Source organism: Pseudoalteromonas sp. S327, from assembly GCF_005886415.1.
Taxonomy (GTDB): Bacteria; Pseudomonadota; Gammaproteobacteria; order Enterobacterales; family Alteromonadaceae; genus Pseudoalteromonas; species Pseudoalteromonas atlantica.
Window position 1 is genome coordinate 1 of sequence record NZ_PNDP01000050.1, and the last position, 25,186, is coordinate 25,186.

Here is a 25,186-nt window from a genome sequence, read left to right on the forward strand (position 1 = left end):
TAAAAACCAAACATACTGCTGTAAATTCAGCCACCAAAAATCAACATGCCCCAAAACATAAAGACCTTGAATTAATAGATTACACTTCATAAGCTTTAACATTTTAAACGCAGTATTTGATATAGATCATAAAAAGTCGCAATTTTGATGACAATTTTATTTAGCGCAGCGCCTTTACTTCACCTCTTTTTGTTTACCCAATACAATGACAAGTTAATTAAAAAGGATGGTTAAAACTAACATGCGTCATAATCAAAGCTTAATAAATGAAGAGGTTCACTTTAGTGATACTCAGCAATTGGTATCCACGACCGATTTACGAGGAGTCATTACGTATGCAAATAAGGCATTTTGCGATGTAGCAGGCTTTAGTGCCCAAGAACTCGTTGGTAAAAATCATAATATTGTGCGCCACCCAGATATGCCCAAAGCAGCATTTAAAGAAATGTGGAGTACGCTAAAAAGCGGCCACTCATGGCGCGCCATAGTAAAAAATCGATGTAAAGATGGGCGCTATTACTGGGTTGATGCATTTGTAACCCCTATCTTTGAAGGTGATCAGTTAGTTGGCTATCAATCTGTACGTACAAAACCAGATAAAAAACATGTTTTAACAGCCCATAAACTATACGAAAAATTAAATAGCGGTAAAGCCGCTTTTAATTTTAACGAACGCACACACTTGCGCCAAATGCTTACGTTAGCCATTGTATTTAGCTGGCTAATAATGAGTGGGTTTGCCTTTTCAACCATAGCAGCGGTTATCAACGCATTAATTTGCGTGCTTATTTTGGCCTTAAATTATCAAGAGCTTGTGGCAACCCCTGCTAAATTAAACACCTATAAACAGCATTCTGACTCTATCTCGCGCTATGTTTTTTGCGATAACTCACCGCTAAGTGTGAGTGACTATAAAGAGCAAATGTTACTTGCTAAGCTCAGAACTGTATTGGGGCGCGTAAAAGATGCTACCTATGCCTTTAATAACATTGCTGAAAACCTAGATGATAAATCGACGCTCACCGAAAAAGGCATTGAGGCGCAAAGCACACAGCTTACACAAATCGCCACTGCTATGGCGCAAATGACCGCCACTATTGGTGAGATTTCGAATAGTACAACAACTACCGCCGACAAAGTTAATTCTACTCAGCACAGCTGCGCGGATATAAAACAACATATTGCTGATAACAAAAAAATGGTATCTGAGCTGGCAACTCACGTAGATCATGCAGCCAATACGGCTAATAACCTCGCGCAGGAAGCAGATAAAATAGGCCAAGTAATGAATGAGATAGAAGGTATTGCTGAGCAAACCAATTTACTAGCGCTTAATGCAGCAATAGAAGCCGCAAGAGCAGCCGAGCATGGCCGTGGTTTTGCCGTAGTTGCTGATGAAGTACGTGCTCTTTCTTCTCGTACACAAAGTGCTACGGGGCAAATTCACAGCTCGATTAAAGATATACAAGATACATTGGTTAATTGGTCAAAGGTAATGCAAAGTACAAAACTACAAGCTGAGGGCTGCGTACAAACAACCGAGCAAACACACCAAGAGCTCGATAGTATATTCAATCAAATTAGTGAAATAGCATTGCTAACAAACAGCATATCGACGGCTGCAGAGGAGCAGCAGATGGTGAGTCATGATATTGCTAATAATGTAGATAATATAAAAGAAGTGAGTAACGAAAACTTAGCTTTAAGTTTTGACGTTGCTAAAGATGCCGCAGAATTAGTTGCCGGCTCTCAAAAAGTAAACAACCTACTTTATACATTTAAAGTATAAAGCAAGACAATAAGCCGCCTGCTTGGCGGCTTATTGTGCGTCTGTATTAGCGTTTTGAAAAAATCAGGCCTTGCTGGTTTGCATCTATCACGACAATATCGCCAGGGTTATACTCTCCCCCTAATAGCTGCTGAGCCAGTGGGTTTTCAATTGTTTGCTGAATAGCTCGTTTTAATGGCCGAGCACCGTAAACAGGGTCGAACCCGCTAGAGGCAATTTTTTCAAGCGCCGCATCACTGATCTCTAATAAGTAGCCCATTTCTGTTAAACGCTCACGCAATTTAACAAGCTGAATATCGGCAATTTCTTTAATATGCTCATTGGCAAGTGGATGAAATACGACGGTTTCATCAATACGGTTTATAAATTCTGGCCTAAATTCGTTAACGAGCACATTCATAACTTTGCTCTTAAGCGTTGCGTAGTCGTTTGTACCCGCTTGCTCTTGAATAATATCTGAGCCTAAATTTGAGGTCATAATAATAACCGTATTTTTAAAATCAACCGTACGCCCTTGCCCATCAGTAAGGCGGCCATCATCGAGTACTTGCAATAAAATATTAAATACATCGGGGTGCGCTTTTTCTATTTCATCAAGCAAAATTACAGAATAAGGCTTACGGCGAACGGCTTCGGTTAAATAACCGCCTTCTTCGTAACCAACATAACCGGGAGGCGCGCCCACTAAACGTGCTACCGCGTGTTTTTCCATAAACTCTGACATGTCGATACGCACCATGGCATCTTCTGTATCAAACATAAAACCTGCAAGCGCTTTAGTAAGCTCTGTTTTACCCACCCCAGTTGGTCCTAAAAATAAAAATGACCCTATTGGTCGATTAGGATCGGCAAGCCCCGCACGAGAGCGTCGTATCGCATTCGCGACCGCAACAACTGCTTCGTCCTGCCCTATCACTTTACTGTGAAGTTGCTCTTCCATTTTTAACAGTTTTTCTCGCTCACCTTGCAGCATTCGCGATACTGGGATCCCAGTCCAACGAGAAAGTATTTCTGCAATTTCGTCTTCGCCTACTTGGTTTTTTAGTAAGCTCATTTCTTGCATTTCAGCTTGCGAGGCTAAATCAAGTTTTCGCTCAAGCTCTGGAATTCTTCCGTATTGCAGCTCCGACATACGCTGTAAATCGCTCGCTCGGCGGGCAACCTCTAAATCAAGGCGCGCTTGTTCAAGCTCAGCTTTAATTACTTGCGTGCCTTGTAACGAGGCTTTTTCTGCATTCCATACTTCATCAAGCTCTCGGTATTGCGCTTCTAAGTCGGTGATGAGCTGCTGCATTTCGCTGCGCCGCTTTTGGCTTGCATCGTCTTTTTCTTTAGCTAAAGCGTTATCTTCAAGTTTTAATTGAATAATACGGCGCTCAAGCTTATCTAAAGACTCAGGCTTAGAATCTATTTGCAAACGAATTGACGAGCCAGCCTCGTCAATTAAATCAATGGCTTTATCTGGTAATTGTCGGTCACTAATATAACGGTGCGATAAATGCGCAGCGGCGACAATTGCCGGGTCGGTAATATCCACAGAGTGATGCAACTCGTAGCGCTCTTTTAAGCCGCGTAAAATAGCAATGGTGTCTTCAACTGAGGGCTCTTCAACCAATACTTTTTGAAAACGACGCTCAAGTGCGGCATCTTTTTCTATGTATTGGCGGTATTCATCAAGCGTAGTGGCGCCCACACAGTGTAGCTCCCCTCTAGCAAGCGCTGGCTTTAACATATTGCCAGCATCCATAGCGCCATCGGTTTTACCTGCGCCCACCATGGTGTGAATTTCATCAATAAATAAAATCACTTGGCCTTCTTCTTTAGCCAGCTCGTTGAGCACCGATTTTAAACGCTCTTCAAATTCACCACGGTATTTAGCACCCGCCACCAGCGCGCCTAAATCTAGCGATAAAACACGCTTGCTTTTTAGGCCCTCTGGCACTTCGCCATTTATAATGCGCTGCGCTAACCCCTCTGCAATGGCCGTTTTACCTACCCCTGGCTCACCAATAAGCACGGGGTTATTTTTAGTACGGCGCTGCAAAACTTGAATCGTGCGACGGATTTCGTCATCTCGCCCAATAACGGGGTCGAGCTTACCTTGCTCTGCGCGCTCGGTTAAATCAATGGTGTATTTTTCAAGTGCTTGTCGGGTTTCTTCGGCGTTAGGGTCATCGACCTTTTGGCCACCGCGAATTGCTTTTATGGCACTTTCTATTTTAGTTGCAGTGATATTAAGCGCTCTAAAAATATCACCTAAAGGGCCTTTGTCGTCACAGGCAGCTAATACAAATAATTCGCTCGAAATATACTTATCTTTACGCTTTTGCGCGTACTTATCACATAAGTTAATAAGCGAAGCCATATTATTAGAAAGCTGTACGTCGCCCCCTACTCCTTCGACTTTAAACAGCTTTTCTATTTCTTGAGAAAGCTTGGTGTTGAGCTCATCTGCACTCACGCCTGCTTGTGCAAGCAAGGCGCGCACGCTAGAGCCATTTTGCTGTAAAAGCGCATACATTAAATGTACGGGTTCAATAAATTGATGATCGCGCCCTAATGCTAGCGACTGAGCATCTGAAAGCGCAGATTGAAATTTACTTGTGAATCTATCTAAACGCATGAGGGTTTACCTATTTAATAAACTAATTGCTTAATAAATGGGTATGTTAATAGAATTGTTCAAGGTGTTAAGAAGAATATTGTGGGGAAATAGTGTTTTATTTGCGCCAGATCAAACTTGCCATACGTCCTGTTTTACCTTCTCGCCGATAAGAGAAAAACAATGATGGCTGAGAAACAGTACAATAATCGCCTCCGCTAATATTAATAACGCCTAATTGCTCAAGCTCAATGCGAGCGATTAGGTAAATATCGCACAAGTATTTATTATTGCTTTGTAATTTAAACGCCTCTTTAAACAACGGGGATTTTGCAATAAATCGCGTAGCAACCTCGGCGCCCACTTCAAATTGCTCAGCACCAATAGCAGGCCCAAGCCACGCATATATTTGCTTACTAGGCGCGCTAAAACAGGCAAGCGTATTTTTTATGATCCCTTTTTCAAGGCCGCGCCAACCACCATGCACTGCTGCAACTTCATGGCCATCATGACTTGCAAACAGAATAGGCAGGCAATCTGCACTCATAATAGCAAGAGGCTGATTTTTAACTTTGGTATACAACGCATCAGCACTGTGTAATGTTTGAAAATTAAAATCTGCATCAACACAGAGCACATTGGCGCTATGCACTTGATTAAGCCACAGTGGCGGGTTTGGCAGGGATTGCTCAACCAAAGCACGGTTTTTTAGCACGTGCTCTGGATCATCATCAACATGTAGGCCTAAATTTAAGCTATTAAAAGGCCGCTTTGACACGCCGCCCTCTCGGGTGGTACTAAGCGTACCTACCGAGGTTAAATTAGGCCAAGGGGCTGACAAAAAAGCCATTAATACTCTATGTTAGGGTTAGCTTTCGTATCTTCTCTAAGCACCTGAGTCATTGCCACCATGTCATCAGGAATAGGCGCTTGCCAGGTCATCATTTCGCCCGTAATAGGGTGCGCAATACTCAATTTTACTGCGTGTAAGGCTTGGCGATTAAATGTACGTAACATTTCAAACAGCTCTGGCGTAGCACCTTTAGGTGGGCGCGGACGGCCGCCGTAGGCTCTATCACCAATTAACGGGTGGTTTATATACGCCATATGAACACGAATTTGGTGTGTACGGCCGGTTTCTAGGCGAAGGCGTAAACGTGTATGAGCACGGAATTTTTCAGCAACACGGTAATGTGTAATGGCAGGCTTACCCATTTCGTGAACTGCCATGTGTGTACGCTGCGTTGGATGACGGCCAATCGGCTTTTCAACCATGCCACCTGCGGTCATAGTACCATTACATAAAGCTTCGTATTCACGTGTGAAGTTTTCGCGCTTTTGCAGTGCTTTAACTAAGTGTGTTTGCGCCTGAATAGTTTTAGCCACCACCATTAAGCCTGTGGTGTCTTTATCTAGACGGTGCACAATACCTGCACGCGGTACGTTAATAATATCCGGAAAATGATGCAGCAATGCATTTAGCACTGTGCCATCTGGGTTACCTGCACCTGGGTGAACGACTAGGCCCATAGGTTTGTTGATAACCAAAATATCATCATCTTCATAAACAATGTTTAATTTGATATCTTGTGCTTCGTATTCGCGTGGTGCTTCAATGCTGGTTTCAACATTTACAACTTCACCACCGAGTAGTTTTTCTCGAGGTGTGTTATAGATTTCACCGTCAACGGTGATTTTATCATCCAATATCCATGTTTTTATACGTGAACGTGAATAATCAGGGAACAATTGCGCTAATACTTGGTCTAGACGTTTACCACCTAACTCGGTAGGAACCTCGGCTTGAAGTGAAATTTGTTCTGACATTAGTAACTTTACCCAATTTACCAGTGCAAGCTGTGCCTGACTGGGTTAGAATCGCTTTTAATAAAAGCATAATATAATACGCATAGTTTACTCGGTTTTACCGCCGTGGCCTAGCCGAAGACATCGAAGGTAACAAATAAAATGATAAATAAAATAGGGAAACGTGCATTCGCCATTGTTTTTTCAGCTTCTGTACTTACTTTAGGGGCCTGTTCTTCTGCGCCTGACCAAGAAGATATCCAACGCGTTCCTAACAAATCTGCACACGCTTTGTATGAAGATGCAAAACAAACGCTCGACTCAGGTTTATACGCCCGAGCAATTGAGCTGTTAACCGCTATTGATTCACGCTACCCATTTGGCCCTTTCTCAAAGCAAGTACAAATGGATTTAGTGTATGCCCATTACCAATCAGGTAATACAGAGCAAGCATTAGCGACCATTGACCGCTTTATTCGTTTAAACCCGAACCACAAAGATTTAGATTACATGTACTACATGCGTGGCTTGGTTAACATTAAAGCAGATAAAAATGCCTTCCAAGAGTATTTTGGCATAGACAGAGCTGACCGCGATGCAAACCGTACACGTGTTGCATTTACCGATTTATCAACGCTTGTAAAACGCTTTCCAAAGAGTGATTACGCACCAGAGGCTAAACGTCGCTTAGTGTGGCTTTTAAACCGCATGGCGCGTTACGAGCTAAAAGTGGCTAATTACTACTACGAACGTGAAGCTTACCTAGCGGCCGCTAATCGTGGTAAGTACGTTGTTGAGCATTACTCGCAAAGCAGCTATTTAGAGCCTGCACTTGAGATGATGGAAAAAAGCTACGAAAAGCTTGGCCTGACAGATTTAAGTGAGCACGCAAGACTAACGCGTGAATACAATGAATCTAACAAATAAGAATGGCAGAGGTTTTTATTTAAACCTATGTTGATTGTTTAAAAGCCCTCTCTGAGGGCTTTTTTATTGCCTAAAAATAAGACTAGTTGATGCCTGTGGCGCTTTTTAATACTTAGCGATTAGCCTTCGCACCACACTAAATATATCAATAGCAATTGCACTACACGATTGTATAGCGCTTGTTACAAAAAGATTCGCTGTCGATCTAAGTTTTGCTTTTTACAGGTGAAAAAAAAAGGTAAGCCTAAGCTTACCTTTTAATTAACTCATTGCGGGTTATTAAAGCTCAAAGTCTTTTTTGAATTTTAAACCAAACTCGCTACGGTCATTACTGCGCATTACACCAACAAAACCTGACTGCTGTAAACGACCTACATCGTAAACCTCGTTTAATACGTTTTCACCGTATAAGGTTACTTCCATATCGCCATAAGGGTTAGTGTAAGAAATATTAAAACCAACTAATTCACGCGAATCAATAGTCTCGCTTTCATTGTAAACCGACTGGCCTTGCATTTCGCTTCTGTAAGAGTAGTTAGCGTTAAATGCAACGGTTGCACCGCTGTCTAAATCCATAAAGTAAGAAGGGGCAATCATTACAGTCCAACGTGGTGTTAATGCCGGTGAATCACCTTTACCAATACCTTGTACGCCTGCATCTACTTCTGTAATTTCAGAATCTAAGTAACCTACAGAGCTGCGAATTGTGAAATCGTCTGTAATGGCAACGGTAGTTTCAAGCTCAATACCTTGCGCTTTAGATTCACCTGCATTTTCAACAATCGTTACAAAACCACCGCCTGCAGTAGGGTCAGAAAATGGTAAAGCAAGGTCAGTGTAATCTGTTACAAATACAGCTAACATCATAGATACATTTTCATGTACTTGGCCCTTTAAGCCCATTTCGTAGTTAATTGCTTTAGTTTCATCAAACGATACAAACTGATCGGGGCCACCAAATGGACGTGGAGGGAAACCGCCTGTTTGGTAACCTTTTTGAATTTGACCATATACATTCATGTTATTGCTGATTTGATATGATGCGTTTACATCCCATGTTACAGCGTCAAACTCTGCACTTACGTATTTACGTTCAGCAAATGTTGGGAAAATCGCATCGGCATCTTTCTCATCTTTTGAGTATCGAAGGCCACCGCCAATACTTAAATCATCTGTTAAATCGTAACTTGTATTAAAATATACAGCGTATGAATTTGTTTCTTGGTTAATTTCAAAATCGCCATAACCACCAAATGAAGGTGTAACACCATCGTTTAATAAGCCATTAGGAGTATTAAATGGGCTAAATACAAATGGACCTGAACGTGTAAAGCCATCTTCATTAAAGAAGTAAAGACCTGATACAAAGTCCATATTGTCGTAAGTCGCATTTAGTTGAATTTCAAACGAGTATTGGTCTGCACCACCCTCTTCTGGGAACTCAGATAAATTAAGTGGTGAGGCATCATCATCAAGTCCACCTTCGTATTCAGAAGTACGGTAACTTGAAATAAATTTAGCCGTGTACGTATCATCAATTGCCCAATCAGCAGTAAATGACGTACCCCACCCTGAGTAAGACGTAGATTCAATACCAGCAACAGTAGTGCCTAAATCATCTGGGTCAGATGGGATCATATCCTGTGTTAATAAAGGAAAGTCACCATTAAATACATCATTTGCATCAAGCGGCTCAGTTAGCTCAATAGTGTAAGGCGATTGACCCGACTCATTATCAACACCGTCAAGTGAAAAAGTAAACGCTAAATCGCTATTGGCTTGCCATTTAAGGGCTACGCGACCGCTAAATTCTTCTTCTTCACCAATTTCTTTTTCTGGGTTAGCTAAATTGACAGCTTCACCCACACCATCGCGCGTTTTGTATGATGCACTTGCAGACATACTTACTTCATCTGTTAGCGAGTTATTAAAGTATACATCGCCAGCAATACGTCCGCGGCTACCAATTTTAGCTGTAGTTGAAACAATCCCTTCATCACCTGGTTGCTTAGTAATTACATTTACTGCGCCACCTAAGGTATTACGACCATATAATGTACCTTGTGGTCCACGTAGAACTTCAACACGCTCTACATTTGGTAAGGATAAGTTTGACCCCATTTGACGGCCTAAGTAAACACCATCTAAATAAACACCTACCCCCGGGTCGGTTGTAATTATGTGATCTTGTAGACCAATACCACGAATAAACACAGAGGCATGCGCCGCATTACCTACACCGTAGCGAGTGATATTTAAGTTTGGAACGTATTTACCAATATCTTCTAGGTTACTCATATTGGCTTTATCAATTAGGTTAGCACCAATTGATGTGATAGCGGTTGGAGATTCAAACAAGCTCTCTGTACGTTTACGAGCTGTAACTTCGATTTTTTCAAACGCGTCTTGTTTTGCTGTTGTTTTAGCTTCTTCAGCATTTACTGAGGTAGTTAGTGCAGCGACAATTGCGAGGCTTAACTGTGAGAGTTTGCGTAGTTTCAAAATATTCTCCAAAGGATACCGTATAATTTAGTTATGCGAACTTATTGGCTTGGGCAATAAGTTTTGGGCATAAAAAAAGACGCCTAATAGCATCTTTCCTCTGGAGGGGTATTATATTACATATTTGTGAAGAAATGTATAAAAATTTTCATTTAATAAACATACAGGTACAAATTAATTATAATTTTTGATTATTGTTGGATAATAACGGCAGGCCATAAGGCCTCACTTTTAAGCAACCTATTCAAATACATAGCAAAACAGTGTAATAGATATAGGTGAACTAATTTTCTTTATAGTAATAGTTGCTTCAAATAACGGCTTTAAACTTCATTGAAATCGGCAATAAATAACAATATAGTATAATTATCAACCTTATGGATTGAATCGTTATGGAATCAGACAATACTAGTAATAAAAGTCTTAAATGTTTTAATAACCCTGATTACACCTCGCTATTTTGCGTAGCTGCGAAATACAATATTTTACTGGTTAACTACCAAGCACTTAACATAATTACTACCCATGATTTAATTACGCAATTTATGGCGCAGAATAAGCAACAAGGGTTAGTTATTTTTGATGTCCCTAAAAATTGCAATGCACTTTCTTTGAAAGAGTGGCCTAATCTAAAAGGGTTATTTTACGAAAATACCGATGAAAAATATTTTCAAAAAGGCCTTGAGGCAATTGAAAAAGGGAAGCTCTGGTTTCCACGAGATATTTCTGATTGTTGGATGAAGCAAATGCTAGCCACTGAGAAGCAGTCAGCGGTGCAATCTAGCAACTTAACTAGCAAAGAAATAAAAGTGTTAAACTTGTTATTCTCAGGGCTACACTCAAGCGCCATTGCTGACAACTTATTTATTAGCGAAGCAACAGTTCGTGTACATTTGCATAAAATTTATCAAAAAATTTCTGTTAAAAACAAGCAGCAGGCCTTGTTATGGTGTCAAGCCAATCTTAATAAAGTAAATAATTAAGCTTAAAGATGTAGCATAACGACAAATGCTTTTAGGCTTTTATATGCGCAGTAAGCTTATATTAATAAAATAGTATTCCACTCTTTAATCATCATTTAGTACCGAAATAAAAAATATCTAATGAAATCATACTGCTTTAGATAATTACTTCTATGATTTAACATTTGTAACCAAAAGAAAAACACGGTCGGTAAAGTTTTTTTAACTAACTTACTAAAATTATTAGATAAAAACTAAAATCACTTCTATAACCCCCATAAAATCAACATCTAAATAACAAATAGAAAATAGGAAATTCATATGAAAAAGCTATCTGTAGCAGTAGCAATATGTGCCGCACTTGCATCTAGTTACACGAGTGCTGAAGTTCGTATAAATAGCTTTGTATCTATAGTGCGTGATAAAGATAGCTATGGCGTTACTTTTGATTAGGTGTAAGTTACTTATAAATATAGTGATAGCAGCGCTTTATTATCTGATGAGGGAGCCAATGAGAAGCAATGTACGCAGGCTAGTTCATTAAACAATACTACAGTGAATTATGCTTTTTAAATTATGTGCCTACAAAGCATTGTAAGCTAATAAACCTTAAAAGGAATAAGCGATTAATAAGTGAGTAAGTTGAAAATTTCCCATAAAAAAACCAGTAACATTGCTGCTACTGGTTTTATAATTTGGTGCGGATGGGGGGACTTGAACCCCCACGCCCGAAAGCACTACCCCCTCAAGGTAGCGTGTCTACCAATTCCACCACATCCGCATTTTTTTAAGCTTTCGCTTAGGTGTTAAACTTATTGACTTACTTGAGGAGTATAAGTCGTTTAACGTTAGCTTTACGCTGAATTAGTTTGGTACGTCAGAGCTCTGCTGTTGAGTAACAGGTACGTCTTCTTCTGCTGGCGCTACAGTTTCTACTGCAGGTGCAGCTTCAAGGTTTTCCCACTCATCGGTCTTTTTAATTTGACCGGCAGTTAAGTTACCTAACACAATACTTAAAACAAAAAACACTGTTGCTAAGCTTGTTGTTGTTTTGGTCATGAAGTTACCTGCACCTGATGAGCCAAAAACTGTGCCCGAAGCACCGGCGCCAAATGAAGAACCCATGTCTGCGCCTTTACCTTGCTGGATTAAAACCATACCAACTAAAGCTAAAGCAACAACTAAATAAACTACTAATAAAATTTCGTACATCTTATACGGTCCCTTTTGCACTGTTACAGATTGCAGTGAACGAATCTGCTTTTAGACTAGCACCGCCAATAAGGCCGCCGTCTATATCTGGTTGTGCAAATAATAATTCGCTATTTTTTTCGTTAACGCTACCACCATACAAGATGGTAAGCCCTTGTGCTAAATCGCTATCTAATGATGCAATTTTGTCACGGATAAATTTATGAACAGCTTGTGCCTGTTCTGGCGATGCAGTCTTACCTGTGCCTATGGCCCAAACGGGCTCGTATGCTATCACAGAATCTTTCAGTGCTGCTACACCTAATTTCTCAATTACTGCATCAATTTGTGCAGCAACCACGTGTTCGGTTTGACCGTTTTCTTGTTCGCTCTCGCTTTCGCCGATACACAAGATAGGTGTTAGTCCTACTTGCTGTGCACGGGCAAATTTTGCGGCTACGGTTGCATTGCTTTCTTTGTAAATACTGCGTCGCTCTGAATGACCTACGAGTACATACTTAGCACCTAAATCTTTAATAAGCTGAGCATCCACTTCACCGGTAAAGGCGCCTGGGGTATTTTCACTTAGCGTTTGAGTACCCGTGGTAACCCCACTGTCAACCAGTGCTGATACTAATGGAAATGGAGGAAATAAAACAATGTCTATCTCATTTGATTTAACACTGTTAATGGCATCAGACAGTTGAGTGACAAGCTCTAAAGAGCCATTCATTTTCCAGTTGCCTGCGACCATTGCCTTACGTATTGCCATTTTCCACTCCAGATTAGAAAGCGGGCGAGATATTAACTTTTCTCGCCCTAAGTTACAAGAGGTTATTGTTCTCAATCAGTTTATTTGCTCATAGATTCGACAACAGCTGCAATTTTTTGCGCGCTGTCTATGACTATTTTTTCTTGTTCGGCTTCAACCATAACACGTACTACCGGTTCAGTGCCTGATTTACGAAGTAAAACACGGCCTTTTTCGCCTAAAGCTTGCTCTACTTGCGCAACCGCATCTTGTACTTCTGGTGCTTGTGTAGGGTCTGTGCCAGGTGTGTAACGTACATTAATCATTTTCATTGGGTACTTTGTAAAACCAGCCCCTAAATCTTGTAATGTGCGATTTTGAGCCACCATTGCAGCCAATACCTGAAGGCTTGAAATGATACCATCGCCCGTGGTGATTAAATCGAGGTTTAATACATGGCCTGAGCTTTCACCGCCAATTCTCCACCCTTTTTGCTGCAGCATTTCCATTACATAACGGTCGCCAACTTTACTGCGCGCAAATTCAATTCCTTTTGCTTTTAATGCATTTTCAAGCCCCATGTTCGACATAACCGTGCCAACCACACCACCACCTAGCATATGATCTTCAGCCGCTTGGCAGGCAATAATGTAAACTAAGTCATCACCGTCAAATACGCGACCGTTGTGATCAACCATCATTACGCGATCACCATCGCCATCGTAAGCAATACCCACATCAGCTTTGTGCTCTAGCACTTTGCGCTTTAACGTATCAACGTGTGTAGCACCACATTCATGGTTTATATTCACCCCATTAGGCTCACATGCATGAGTAATCACTTCAGCGCCTAGCTCACGCATTACCGACGGTGCAATATGGTAGGTTGCCCCATTGGCACAATCTAGTACAACTTTTAAACCTTCAAGTGATAAGCCTTGTGGAAATTGGCTTTTACAAAATTCAATATAGCGCCCATCAGCACTTACTAAGCGCGAGGCTTTACCAAGCTTATCTGAGGCAACACAGGTCATTGGTTCATCAAGCATCGCTTCAATTTGTAGCTCAACGTCGTCATCCAACTTTAAGCCTTGGCCATTAAAAAACTTAATCCCGTTATCGTAATAAGGGTTATGCGATGCACTAATTACAATACCTGCTTCGGCTCTAAACGTTTGCGCTAAATATGCAACAGCGGGCGTTGGCATTGGCCCAAGTAGTACGACATCTATTCCTGCGGCAATTAAACCAGCTTCAAGCGCGGTTTCTAGCATGTAACCTGAAATACGGGTATCTTTACCTATAATTACTTTTTTTGTTCCACTTAGAGACAAAACTCGACCTGCGGCCCAGCCTAATTTCATTGCAAATTCAGGGTTAATTGGAGCTGTGCCCACTAAACCACGTACCCCATCGGTACCAAAATATTTTCTTTCGCTCATTATAAAGCTCCTTTTTCGCAAGCTTGGAGTACACCAAGCACATCTGCTGTTTCTTTTACATCGTGTACACGAATAATTTTTGCGCCATTTTGCGCGGCAATTAGCGCACCGGCTAAGCTGCCAGCTAATCGCTCATCTGTTTTTCTGTTTAGCAAATTACCTATCATCGACTTGCGTGAAAGACCTGCTAAAAGCGGTAGTTCAAATTGATTAAATGCATTAAATTTAGCAAGTATTTCAAAATTATGCTCTAGGGTTTTGCCAAAGCCAAAACCTGGGTCGAGGATAAGTTGCTCCACCTTAATACCCGCTGTTTCGCATGCGCTTATGCGCTGCTCAAAAAAGAGGTTAATTTGCGCTGGCAAGTCAGTATAAGTGGGTTCACTTTGCATTGTCCGTGGCTGCCCTTGCATATGCATTAAACAAATTGCTACATCGGGATACTTAGCGAGTGTGCTAAGTGCGTGGGGCTCTTGTAATGCACGTACGTCGTTAACTATATCAGCACCTGCTAAAATCGCCTGCTCCATGACCTGTGCTTTACTGGTATCTACCGATATAACGCAGTCACTTTTAGCTCTAATGGCTTTTATTGCAGGTATCACACGATTAAGTTCATCGTCTAAATTAACATCTGGCGCGCCTGGGCGTGTAGACTCCCCGCCAATATCAATGATAGTTGCACCCTCGTCTAGCAACTGCATTGCCTGTTGCACCGCGTGCGCTGTATCTAAAAACTTTCCACCATCAGAAAATGAATCTGGGGTCACATTTAAAATACCCATCACACATGGTTTTTCTAAATTAAGTTTACGCCCACGGGGAAGGTTTATTATGTTAGTCATCGCCAACCTTTTAGTTATTTGATACAAAAAAGCCCCGAAGTACGGGGCTTTTAAAGTATTATTTTAACGATTATTCAGCTTTATCATCAAGGTTTGTTTCATCTTTTTTCGATGAATCATCCGGTTTTTGGCTTTCATCAACCGGCTTTTCTTGAGGTGCGACTGTTTTAGTTGGCTTATCGTCTAAACGGTCATGTGCATCACGTGGTTCACGCACAGGCTGACGCGCCATTAAATCATCAATTTGTTTAGCATCAATTGTTTCGTATTTCATTAATGCATCTTTCATCGCATGAAGAATATCAATATTTTCTTTTAATATATCTTCTGCTCTTTGATAATTACGGTCTGAGAATAAGCGTACTTCGGCATCAATTACTTTAGCTGTTTCATCAGACATGCTCATTGCGCGACCACCGCCGCCACCCATGTACATCTCGTTTTGATCTTCAGCGTAAAGTAACGGACCTAGTTTTTCACTCAAGCCCCACTGCGTTACCATTTTACGTGCAATATCTGTTGCACGCTCAATGTCGTTACTCGCACCCGTTGTTACTTTGTCTTCGCCATAAATAAGTGCTTCAGCAATTCGGCCACCGTAAAGGCTTGAAATCATTGACTCTAAAAGCTCTTTAGAATGACTAACACGGTCCTGTTCAGGTAAGTACATAGTTACACCAAGGGCACGTCCACGTGGAATAATCGACACTTTATAAACTGGGTCGTGCTCTGGCACCATACGACCAACAATAGCATGGCCCGCTTCATGGTAAGCCGTCATTTCTTTCTCTTGCTCACTCATCACCATGGTCTTGCGCTCTGCACCCATCATGATTTTGTCTTTAGCAGCATCAAACTCAGCCATACTTACAACACGTTTATTACCACGTGCGGCATAAAGTGCGGCTTCGTTTACAAGGTTTGCTAAATCAGCACCAGAGAAACCAGGCGTACCACGTGCAATTACTGCCGCTTCTACGTTATCGCCTAATGGCACTTTACGCATATGTACTTTAAGAATTTGCTCACGGCCACGAATATCAGGTAAGCCAACTACTACTTGACGGTCAAAACGACCAGGACGAAGTAATGCAGGGTCTAGTACGTCAGGGCGGTTAGTTGCCGCTATAACGATAATACCTTCGTTACCTTCAAAACCATCCATCTCTACTAGCATTTGGTTTAGTGTTTGTTCACGTTCGTCGTGTCCACCACCCATGCCAGCGCCACGCTTACGACCTACAGCATCAATCTCATCTATAAAGATAATACAGGGTGCAGCCTTTTTAGCTTGCTCAAACATGTCACGTACACGCGATGCGCCCACACCAACAAACATTTCAACAAAGTCAGAGCCTGAAATGGTGAAAAACGGTACTTTTGCTTCACCGGCTACGGCTTTTGCAAGTAATGTTTTACCTGTACCAGGAGGACCTACCATTAGTACGCCCTTAGGAATACTACCACCAAGTTTTTGGAACTTAGAAGGGTCACGTAAAAAGTCTACTAACTCTGTTACGTCGTCTTTTGCTTCATCACAACCTGCTACATCAGCAAAAGTTGTTTTAACTTGGTCTTCGCTCATCAGGCGCGCTTTGCTTTTACCAAACGACATTGCGCCTTTACCGCCACCGCCTTGCATTTGACGCATGAAGAATATCCATACACCTATAAGCAGCAACATTGGGAACCAAGAGATAAAAATACTTGCTAAAAACGATTGTTCTTCAGGCTGAACGCCTTTCACATTTACATCATTTTTAAGTAAATCATTAATTAAGTCTTCATCGTACATTGGCATTGTGGTTTGAAAACGCTCACCACTGCTTTTAGTACCTGTAATATTACCTGTTCCACGGTCAATAATAACTTCTTGTAAAGAGCCGCTACGCACGTCTTTTACAAATTGAGTGTAACTTGTTTGACGATCAACTTGATCGCCGCCATTAAAGCTCTGAAATACTGACATTAGCACAACTGCAATAACCAGCCAGAGTATTAGATTTTTCGCCATATCGCTCAAGGGGTTAACCTCTTGTATCCAATTAATTTAAATTCAACTAAACGCCAAGCAACTGTACTACAGTTTGTAGCCGGTCGCTACTATATATACTTCCCGAGAACGGGCACGTGAGGCATCAGGTTTGCGTATTTTCACTGCTTTAAAACTATTACGAACGTCTTGCAAGTATTGATCAAAGCCTTCACCTTGAAACACTTTAACAACAAATGCACCATTTTTCTTTAATACTTGATGACACATATCAAGTGCTAATTCTACCAAATACATGCTACCCGCTTGATCTACCGAGTTATTACCGCTCATATTTGGTGCCATGTCAGAGAGTACCACATCAACATTTTTACCATCAATGCGTTTTAACAATGCATCAAGTACGGCTTCTTCACGAAAATCGCCTTGTAAAAAGTCAACCCCCGCAAGTGAGTCCATAGGTAATATGTCACACGCAACAACCTGACCTTTATCAGATACTTTCTCGGCTAAGTATTGTGACCAGCTGCCGGGTGCAGCACCTAAATCAACAACGGTCATACCAGGGCGAAGCAGTTTATCTTTATTTTGGATCTCATCTAATTTGAAAACAGCTCGAGAACGCCAGCCTTTTTTTTGCGCTTGCTGAACATATTGATCATCAAAATGTTCTTTCAGCCATCGCTTTGAACTGGCTGAATGTTTTTTATTTGTCATAAATTAACACGCAACTAATTAGTAATATTCTTTAGATGGCGTTAGAATACCCTTAATTCAAGCCATATTCAGCAAAATTTGTATAAACATGACATTATCAAACAAACAAAAGCAGTTTTTAAAAGGTCAGGCACATAGCCTTAAGCCTGTAGTTTTACTAGGTTCTAACGGTTTAACCGAGGGGGTAGTAGTCGAAATTCAAAGTGCATTAGAAATTCACGAATTGATTAAAGTAAAAGTACCTACTGACGATCGTGAAACAAAAGCACTTATTTTTGATGCAATCGTTCGTGAAACCGGCGCTACTAAGCTACAAACAATAGGTCACACTGTTGTATTGTATCGTCAAAGTGCAGAAAAAAAGATTCAATTACCACGCGCATAAGTTAATTGTGCAGTGAGCCTTTTTATAAAAAAACCAGCATTAAGCTGGTTTTTTTATTATATGTACTTATTTATGCTTTTTACCGGTAAAAAATAAATTTAAAAGCACGGCTCTTTTAAGCAATCTTAGGTATGTTTATTTAGTGCGTTTGTATTTTAATAAACGGTCTAAAAATTCAGTAGTTAATTCATTTATCACGCCTGTTTCCGCGTTAACAATCAAGCTAAAACCCACATTTAAATGCGGTAAAACCACCAAATCACTGCGATAGCCTTGCACCCAGCCACTATGATAATAAAGCGTTTCATCGTTATAGTTATAAACACGCCAGCCTAATCCATAATAAGCTTGTTCTAATTCCTTTTTCCATACTCGTCTATAACGCTCTTTTTTTGTAAGTGTATAAGGACGTGTTTGTGTAGCAAGTGCATCTAAAGAGAGTACATCTAGGTTTTGCCCTAATTGCGCATTTAACCATTTTGCCATATCGGTGGCACTTGCATTTACGCCCGCAGCCGGGCCGACTTTATAATAGTTTTTTTTCAGCTTGGCTGTGTACCAACGTTTTTTGCCTCTAACGTGCGGCAGCGCATAATTTTTATCCTGCACCATTGCATCGTAGCCTAAGCTGGTATCGCTCATTTTTAATGGTGTAAAAATTCCCTCTTGCAACCACTGGTCATATTTTTTATTGGTACCGCTGTAAATAACATCATCAATTAAACTAAACATCACATTTTGATAGCCGTAGCATTGGCCTGGTTCGCAAATGGGCTTTACTGTTAATAGCTTTTCGACAATATCGGGGTAATTCATTCTTGATTCGATTAAATTGTCATACGCATTAGGGACCAACCCGCTGGAGTGGCTTAATAAGTGAAACACTTTTAAATTGTCTTTATAAACCGTGCCTTTAAAAGCAGGTATATACTCACTTACCGGTTTAAATAAATCTATTAACCCTTCACTTGCAAGCTTTGCAGTTAACGACCCTGCAAATGTTTTTGACACAGAAGCCAACCTAAAGCGGGTGTGGCGGTTAACCTGTGTGCCACTTCTTGCCTTAGTGCGGCCCATAGTGTGGATATAATCAGCGTTACCAATACTCACTATCGAAAGCGCAGCGCCAGGAATACCTTTACTGTTGAGTTTTTTTTCTGCGTAGCGTCCATACTGTTTTACGAATCCATCCCAGCTTGAGTCTGCTTTAGCTATTGCCTGAAGCGGTATAGATAGACAAATAGCGACCCAAACGTACATAAAATTAGTGAGATACTTCATTCGTTATAAATTTATTCTTTTTTAACTACATCTATGTGCATAATATCATGAAGTTTTGATAGGACTAACGTACAATGTTGCGATTATTGGCTTTTTAAGTGGGTGTTAAGTATTTATGCGTTTTATAGTTGTATCACTTTTTATATTATTATCAGCAGGTTGTGCAATTACCAAACAGCCGGCCGAGCCTTTGGCTTTACCGTTAAAGCCAACATTAAAGAGCGAAACTTACCAGCTTGAGTATAAAACAGAGCACGCATCGCCAAAAGTTAAGTCTGTACAGTTACCGGCGCACAAAGTAACACGCGGCCAAACAGTGCGTATTACAACCGATAAAGCAAGCGTAACTGACACGCTATTAAAGCAAATAACCCAAGCCTTGAACGATAAAGGCTTAGAAGTGACTGATAGCAAAAACAGTGACTACACGTTAGCTATTCATCAGTTAGATTTAGCATTTACTGACGATACAAAATATGCGTTAACTCAACCTGAAAACCCTTACCCTTTATTTGCCAAAGTAGCGCAGCAATACCCTACTCAACAATGCGCCACCATACTAGCGCAAGTGAGCATGCGCATTACGCACCGCGCCTCTGGCGATGTGGTATGGTTTGCAAAATCATCAATAGACAGCGCAAGCTTCCACCGTGAGCCTTTATTGTTTAGCTTTGCCCAAGAGCAAAAAATTACTAATGAGTTAGAAGTGGCAACATTTGTACATCAACAAAATACCGAGCAAGCCCGTATAGCGCGCGCAGGTAAGGAAGTAACTGTACCGCCCTTTAAAACCATTACTAAATTAAGCAGCTTAACTAAACTACAAGGCCCATGTACGCGTACAGAGGTGAGTGCCTTAACGCCTATGATGCAATATTACTTAAGCAGTATTTTAATTGACAAAATAAAAGTGCAATAGCGTAAAAAACTACATTTTTTACAGATTCAAGGATTCACTTACCAATATAATACGCTTAATAACAAATAATAATTAGGTCCCCAGGGATGAAAAACGCTTTCTTACAGCATACTTTTATTAATAGCGTATTGCTTTGCGCCAGTTTTTTGAGCTTTCAAAGCCAGGCAAGCAATCGATACTATGCTGATAACACGCTAGAGCCCACCCAAGGCTTTGCGTGGGATTGGAGCGCTGGGGCTGGTTATTATGTAGAAGACTCTTACCTAATTGGCCTTGATTCCTACGACGATGGCATTGAACTCGATTTAAGCCTGGCTATTTCCTACGAAAACTTTTATCTCGACTTTGATCATAACCAATTAAGCGGCGGCTTAGTTGTGGGTTACAGCCTTATAGATAAATTTGATTGGGGCTTGGATATATTAGGCACCAATACTCAGGCTGGCTTTGATGACAAAGGTTTAGGTTTTTACAACCACGGTGTAATAGAAGAGCTTGCGGGTATAAAATCGCGTAATTACGATTTTGATGCTGGGCTAAGATTAACGCGCCGCTTTGAAAACTCGCAAATTTCGTTTGAGTTTTTACATGATATTACAGGTACACATAATGGCTGGGTGTTTAACACCTTTTTTAGCCATATTTTGCCATGGCGTAATTGGGAGTTTAGATCTGGGGTGGGTATTAGCGCTTATTCGGGCAGTTTTACTAACTATTACTTTGGTATAGATGCAGACGAAGCCACCGCTAATCGCCCTATTTACACCCCTAATGGCAGTACCAGTATTATGTTTGAGTTTCATGCTGAGTACCCTATTTCTCAAGATTGGGTGTTTTTGTCTGGCTGGTTAACAACGTGGTTTTCAAAAGAAATAGACGACAGCCCCATTATTTCTCAAGGGTATCAACATAAAGCCAAGGTAGGCCTACGTTATGTATTTTAGATGGATCTGTTTATTATTGATCTTCCCTGCTATTTCATCTGCTAAAACCACAGATAAAACAGCCCCATTAATTGCGCTGCCCGACACTTGTGTTGCACTACGTGAGGGCCGTAATTGCTACACTGATGTAACGCTTAGCTGGCAGCAACCAACTATTGGTAATTACTGCCTAAGGGACGCAACATCAAAATATATAATGCAATGCTGGTTAAAGCAGCAACAAGGCGTATTTGAATATACCTTCGACTCCCAGCAAAGTATTTCTTTTGAATTGTTTGATAGTAATACAGCCCAAGTTATTGCCACAACAGAGGTTAAACTGCAGTGGGTTTATCAAAATAGACAAAAAAAACGCCGCTGGCGCTTGTTCTAATTAGAGGTGTGACCTTTCGTGATTGATTTTACAGCAATGTGTTTGGTAATTAAGTAAGTCAGCGCTTATAAAGTGTGGTTGTTCACCTAAATAGGCACTAACGCAGCACAAATCCCAAACTTATGCAGCCCTTAGGGTTATTTAAGGGCGAGTTTCAATCCACACACGGCAACCCTCTAACACTAAGGAAGCTTTATGGATAATTACGGCACTATTTTATTAGTTGAAGATGACACCTCTTTAGCCCAATGGGTTGCAGAGTACTTAACCGAGCAAGGCTATACCACCCATGTTTGTCACCGCGGCGATGAAGTAATAAGCCAGGTAAAAAACTTAAACCCTAACATTGTGCTGCTCGACATTATGTTGCCAGGCCAAGACGGTATAAGTGTGTGCAGAGAGCTACGTAGCTTTTACACCGCGCCCATTATTATGCTAACCGCCCGCGATGATGAAATGGATGAAGTAATTGGTTTAGAAGTAGGTGCGAGTGATTACATCATGAAACCTGTGCGCCCTCGTGCATTACTGGCCCGTATAAAAGCAGCACTGCGCCTTACCAGCGAACCGACTAAAGTAACCACTAACGAGAGTGTGATTACTGTAGGCGCACTCAGTATTGATACTCAATCACGCAGCGTAACGCTTAATAATCAAGATATGGCTATTTCTAGTGCTGAGTACCTCCTACTGCACTATTTAGCCAGTAATGCAGGCCAAGTAGTCTCGCGTGATGCTGTGTTTAAGGCAACCAAAGGCCGTGAATACGATGGGCTTGATAGAAGTGTTGATGTACTAATATCTGCGCTGCGCAAAAAGTTTCATGATGACCCGCAAAACCCAGAAAAAATTAAAACAATTTGGGGGCGTGGTTATTTACTTGTTGCCACTGCGTGGGAATAGTAACCGTGGCGGTTTAAATGAAAAAATTTTACATTTCACTACTCGGTAGTGCGCTGCTTTCTATTGTTGTATTGGGCTGGCTAATCGATGCATTTAGCCAACAAACTCAAACACCGCATGATGAATTTAGCCTACAAAGCCAAATGATCAACGGCTTTAGTAAACATTTGAGTAGTGTAGCGACCTCAGAGCGCGCAGCTTATGTAAAGCAATTGGCAAACGACTTTAATGTAAAGCTTGATTACAAAAACAATGAATCTCTTGCCCTGCCGCCGTCTTTAATACTACAAATGCATACCCAAAGCGGCCTTATTTTAGAAGACCAGCAAGGTTTTTATATGCTCTACAGTAGCGAAGTATTGTCGCCTTATCATCTTTCCATGCGCCTAGATAAAGGCTTTGAAACAGATCAGCGCAACGATATTATTTTAACTTTGTTGTTTTATGCTGGGCTCTGCATTTTTATGGGCTTTATTATTGCCCCACTTGCTAAACGCTTAACAGTATTAAACGATGCGGCTAAAAAATTTGCCGCAGGAGATGTGCAAGCGAGAATAAAGGTCTCTCACTTTACCTACATAAGAGATGTTGAGCTTACATTTAACCGCATGGCTAGCCAAATAGAAAAGCTCGTGGCGGAGAACAAATTAATGGCATCGAGCTTATCGCACGATATTAGAACCCCTATCGCATGTTTACGCTTTGGCTTAGATGCTGCGCTCGACAGCACAGATATGCCTAAAGTTAAACAATACCTTGTGCGTATGGAAAACGATCTCGATCATATGGAATCGATGCTTAAAAGCTATTTAGCCTTTGCAACCCTTGAGCAAAATGCCAACCAGCTCACCTACTCGCAAACTAATTTATCGCACTACCTTGAGGATTTACTTACACAGCTTTCGCCTAAAATTGAAACCAGCCAACTTAAAATACAACTAAACAGTAGTGACGATATGGTTTTTGCTGACTTACATTGGCTTGCTCGGGCTATTAGTAATTTAATTGGCAATGCCTGTGACTTTGCAAAAGACACTATTTATGTCAGTGCAAAGCGCGATGAGCATTATTTATATATTACGGTTGAAGATGATGGCCCAGGCATCGCACCAGAGAACTTTAATAACGTTTTTAGCCCATTTTTTAGAGAAGAAAGCCACCGTAACCGTGCTGATAAAAGTTATGGCTTAGGCTTAGCCATTGTTGCAAAAGTGGCAGATTGGCATCACGGCAGTGTAAGCGTTAGTAAAAGTGCGCGGCTTCAAGGGGCGTGTTTTACCCTTAAAATTGGCCAGCATCACGATTCGTAAAATATTATTTACACAAAATCAACTCCTTATTCTAAACCTGTTGATAACATTAATTAAATGCATCGCGTGATAGACACACCAGACGATAATTATTGTCACAATTGGGCAAATAAGTACTTTTTATTTATTTGCAATTCCAGTAGATTGTCAGCGCCGTCAAAAAATAGAGAAGTACAACAATATGAGCGCAGTTAGAGGTGAGTTTAGCTCTCGCTTTGGATTTATAATGGCCGCCGCAGGCTCTGCAGTAGGTTTAGGTAATATTTGGGGTTTTCCTACCCAAACAGCTAGCAATGGTGGTGCAGCTTTTTTAGTCGCTTATTTGGTACTCGCGTTCTTTTTAGCATACCCCGCACTTATGGCTGAGCTTATAATTGGCCGCCACGGACAAGCTAATGCGGTGTCTTCTTTAACAAAAATAACATCACACGCGTGGCAAAAGCGCTTTGCTTTTATCGTGGGTTTTGGCGGGATTTTATGTGCGGGCTTTATTTTAAGTTTTTATGCCATTGTGGCAGGCTGGATGCTCAGCGCGACAATCGAACCTATCACTACATTAGCTGGTGCAAACCAAGCTTCAACGTGGTTAAGTGAGCAGTCACTTTCACGAAACATCATTTTTACAGTGATATTTATCATACTCACCGTGGCTATTATTAGCCGTGGCGTAGAAAACGGCATAGAAAAATGGTCTAAGCGTCTGATGCCTGCGCTTTTAGGTATTTTATTTGCCTTAATTGCCTACGTTATGACCCAAGAAGGTGCTATGCAAGGGCTTAAAGCCTATTTAGTGCCTGATTTTTCATCTATATTTGATGCAAATTTACTCGTAAGTGCACTCGGCCAAGCGTTTTTCTCTTTGTCATTAGGCACCAGTGTGATGATTATTTATGGCTCTTACATAAGTAAAAAAGAAAACCTAGTCACGCTAGGCGCTTATGTAACCTTAATAGATGTGTTTATCGCGTTTGTAGCGGGCCTTTTAATTATACCTGCCATGTATGTCGCACAAGCTCAAGGCGTAGAAATTTTTTCATCTACAGGCAAACTTCTCTCTGAAGACACACTGGTGTTTCAAGTGCTACCTGCATTGTTTGATGGTATGGGCTCTGTGGGTTTATTTATAGGTTTTGCATTTTTTGCCTTAATGAGTATAGCCGCACTTACCTCCTCTATTTCAATGTTAGAGGCGCCGGTATCCTATACTGTGGAGCGCTTTGCAATGAGCCGCCTGCAGGCAACATGGCTAATTGGCGCGCTAATAAGCGCAGTGAGCATTACCATAGTATGTAACTTAGGAAGCTTATTTGGTTTAGTGATCACCCTAACAACTAAAGTTGCTCAGCCTTTACTTGGCTTGATGTGTTGTATTTTTGTTGGCTGGATTTGGTACCGTGGCTCACTACTAAAAGCAATACAGCAAGGTAACCCTGAGGTTCATAACACACTATTTTGGAAAGTATGGCCTGTATACACTAAGTTTGTGTGCCCTATAGCTATTGGTGCTGTGTTTTTACATTCGGTGTTAAGTTAAAACGTTATTT

At 41.1% G+C, this 25,186-nt stretch carries 22 protein-coding genes and 1 tRNA gene; 11 read left to right on the forward strand and 12 right to left on the reverse strand.

Going from position 1 to position 25,186, the window contains the following annotated elements:
* Positions 1-241: 241 nt before the first annotated feature.
* Complete coding sequence (locus tag CWB60_RS15180) at positions 242-1,789, forward strand: methyl-accepting chemotaxis protein (RefSeq protein ID WP_138577490.1); 1,548 nt, start codon at positions 242-244, stop codon at positions 1,787-1,789.
* 46 nt (positions 1,790-1,835) lie between these two features.
* Here CWB60_RS15180 and clpB read toward each other — a convergent pair whose 3' ends face one another.
* The 3 genes from clpB to rluD form a co-directional block, all read right to left on the reverse strand.
* Positions 1,836-4,412 carry an ATP-dependent chaperone ClpB gene (clpB, locus tag CWB60_RS15185; RefSeq protein WP_138577492.1) on the reverse strand — a complete coding sequence of 859 codons (2,577 nt, stop codon included), beginning with the start codon at positions 4,410-4,412 and terminating at the stop codon, positions 1,836-1,838.
* A 97-nt stretch (positions 4,413-4,509) separates the two neighbouring features.
* Positions 4,510-5,241 (reverse strand): peptidoglycan editing factor PgeF, encoded by a 732-nt coding sequence (pgeF, locus tag CWB60_RS15190; protein ID WP_138577494.1) that lies wholly within the window; start codon positions 5,239-5,241, stop codon positions 4,510-4,512.
* Positions 5,241-6,218 carry a 23S rRNA pseudouridine(1911/1915/1917) synthase RluD gene (gene rluD / locus CWB60_RS15195; protein WP_004587336.1) on the reverse strand — a complete coding sequence of 326 codons (978 nt, stop codon included), beginning with the start codon at positions 6,216-6,218 and terminating at the stop codon, positions 5,241-5,243. The genes pgeF and rluD overlap by 1 nt, the downstream gene beginning before the upstream one ends.
* Before the next feature lie 141 nt (positions 6,219-6,359).
* Between rluD and CWB60_RS15200 the strand changes: the two genes are divergently transcribed.
* Complete coding sequence (locus CWB60_RS15200; RefSeq protein WP_024031852.1) at positions 6,360-7,124, forward strand: outer membrane protein assembly factor BamD; 765 nt, start codon at positions 6,360-6,362, stop codon at positions 7,122-7,124.
* Positions 7,125-7,403: 279 nt separating this feature from the next.
* Here CWB60_RS15200 and CWB60_RS15205 read toward each other — a convergent pair whose 3' ends face one another.
* Complete coding sequence (locus tag CWB60_RS15205) at positions 7,404-9,626, reverse strand: TonB-dependent receptor (protein ID WP_024031851.1); 2,223 nt, start codon at positions 9,624-9,626, stop codon at positions 7,404-7,406.
* 392 nt (positions 9,627-10,018) lie between these two features.
* Here CWB60_RS15205 and CWB60_RS15210 point away from each other — a divergent pair, with 392 nt between their 5' ends.
* Together CWB60_RS15210 and CWB60_RS21085 are read left to right on the forward strand one after the other, a co-directional pair.
* Entirely contained in the window at positions 10,019-10,609 is a 591-nt protein-coding gene (locus CWB60_RS15210) for a LuxR C-terminal-related transcriptional regulator (protein ID WP_096739941.1), read from the forward strand.
* Between the two features lie 300 nt (positions 10,610-10,909).
* Positions 10,910-11,041 carry a hypothetical protein gene (locus CWB60_RS21085; RefSeq protein ID WP_283234869.1) on the forward strand — a complete coding sequence of 44 codons (132 nt, stop codon included), beginning with the start codon at positions 10,910-10,912 and terminating at the stop codon, positions 11,039-11,041.
* Between the two features lie 243 nt (positions 11,042-11,284).
* Here the strand turns inward: CWB60_RS21085 and CWB60_RS15215 are convergent.
* The 7 genes from CWB60_RS15215 to rlmE form a co-directional block, all read right to left on the reverse strand.
* Positions 11,285-11,369 (reverse strand) — tRNA-Leu (locus CWB60_RS15215).
* A gap of 83 nt (positions 11,370-11,452) precedes the next feature.
* Complete coding sequence (gene secG / locus CWB60_RS15220) at positions 11,453-11,800, reverse strand: preprotein translocase subunit SecG (RefSeq protein WP_004587340.1); 348 nt, start codon at positions 11,798-11,800, stop codon at positions 11,453-11,455.
* Position 11,801: 1 nt separating this feature from the next.
* On the reverse strand, positions 11,802-12,551 hold the full coding sequence (gene tpiA, locus CWB60_RS15225; RefSeq protein ID WP_055253015.1) for a triose-phosphate isomerase: 750 nt from the start codon (positions 12,549-12,551) through the stop codon (positions 11,802-11,804).
* A gap of 80 nt (positions 12,552-12,631) precedes the next feature.
* Positions 12,632-13,972: a phosphoglucosamine mutase gene (gene glmM, locus CWB60_RS15230; RefSeq protein ID WP_004587342.1), complete on the reverse strand. Its 1,341-nt coding sequence runs from the start codon at positions 13,970-13,972 to the stop codon at positions 12,632-12,634.
* Positions 13,972-14,817, reverse strand: coding sequence for a dihydropteroate synthase (folP, locus tag CWB60_RS15235; RefSeq protein ID WP_138577496.1), 846 nt, complete (start codon positions 14,815-14,817; stop codon positions 13,972-13,974). The genes glmM and folP overlap by 1 nt, the downstream gene beginning before the upstream one ends.
* Positions 14,818-14,887: 70 nt before the next feature.
* Positions 14,888-16,831: an ATP-dependent zinc metalloprotease FtsH gene (ftsH, locus tag CWB60_RS15240; RefSeq protein ID WP_004587344.1), complete on the reverse strand. Its 1,944-nt coding sequence runs from the start codon at positions 16,829-16,831 to the stop codon at positions 14,888-14,890.
* Between the two features lie 66 nt (positions 16,832-16,897).
* Positions 16,898-17,527, reverse strand: a complete 630-nt coding sequence (gene rlmE, locus CWB60_RS15245; RefSeq protein ID WP_004587345.1) for a 23S rRNA (uridine(2552)-2'-O)-methyltransferase RlmE — start codon at positions 17,525-17,527, stop codon at positions 16,898-16,900.
* Between the two features lie 88 nt (positions 17,528-17,615).
* Between rlmE and yhbY the strand changes: the two genes are divergently transcribed.
* Entirely contained in the window at positions 17,616-17,912 is a 297-nt protein-coding gene (yhbY, locus tag CWB60_RS15250; RefSeq protein WP_004587346.1) for a ribosome assembly RNA-binding protein YhbY, read from the forward strand.
* Between the two features lie 135 nt (positions 17,913-18,047).
* Here yhbY and CWB60_RS15255 read toward each other — a convergent pair whose 3' ends face one another.
* The gene (locus CWB60_RS15255; protein WP_138577498.1) at positions 18,048-19,193 is read right to left on the reverse strand and encodes a serine hydrolase domain-containing protein; all 1,146 of its coding nucleotides are present in this window, start codon (positions 19,191-19,193) and stop codon (positions 18,048-18,050) included.
* 115 nt (positions 19,194-19,308) lie between these two features.
* On the opposite strand from CWB60_RS15255, the gene CWB60_RS15260 reads away from it, so the two are divergent.
* The 6 genes from CWB60_RS15260 (at position 19,309) to CWB60_RS15285 (ending at position 25,176) form a co-directional block, all read left to right on the forward strand.
* A complete protein-coding gene (locus CWB60_RS15260) occupies positions 19,309-20,112 on the forward strand; it encodes a hypothetical protein (protein ID WP_029773447.1) in 804 nt (267 codons plus the stop codon).
* 86 nt (positions 20,113-20,198) lie between these two features.
* A complete protein-coding gene (locus CWB60_RS15265; protein WP_004587349.1) occupies positions 20,199-21,056 on the forward strand; it encodes a MipA/OmpV family protein in 858 nt (285 codons plus the stop codon).
* Positions 21,046-21,429 (forward strand): DUF3019 domain-containing protein, encoded by a 384-nt coding sequence (locus tag CWB60_RS15270; protein WP_138577500.1) that lies wholly within the window; start codon positions 21,046-21,048, stop codon positions 21,427-21,429. The genes CWB60_RS15265 and CWB60_RS15270 overlap by 11 nt, the downstream gene beginning before the upstream one ends.
* A gap of 195 nt (positions 21,430-21,624) precedes the next feature.
* Positions 21,625-22,332, forward strand: a complete 708-nt coding sequence (locus CWB60_RS15275) for a response regulator (protein ID WP_054982162.1) — start codon at positions 21,625-21,627, stop codon at positions 22,330-22,332.
* Positions 22,333-22,349: 17 nt separating this feature from the next.
* On the forward strand, positions 22,350-23,642 hold the full coding sequence (locus tag CWB60_RS15280) for a HAMP domain-containing sensor histidine kinase (RefSeq protein WP_121637168.1): 1,293 nt from the start codon (positions 22,350-22,352) through the stop codon (positions 23,640-23,642).
* A gap of 181 nt (positions 23,643-23,823) precedes the next feature.
* The gene (locus tag CWB60_RS15285; RefSeq protein WP_096739947.1) at positions 23,824-25,176 is read left to right on the forward strand and encodes a sodium-dependent transporter; all 1,353 of its coding nucleotides are present in this window, start codon (positions 23,824-23,826) and stop codon (positions 25,174-25,176) included.
* The last annotated feature ends 10 nt before the right edge of the window (positions 25,177-25,186 follow it).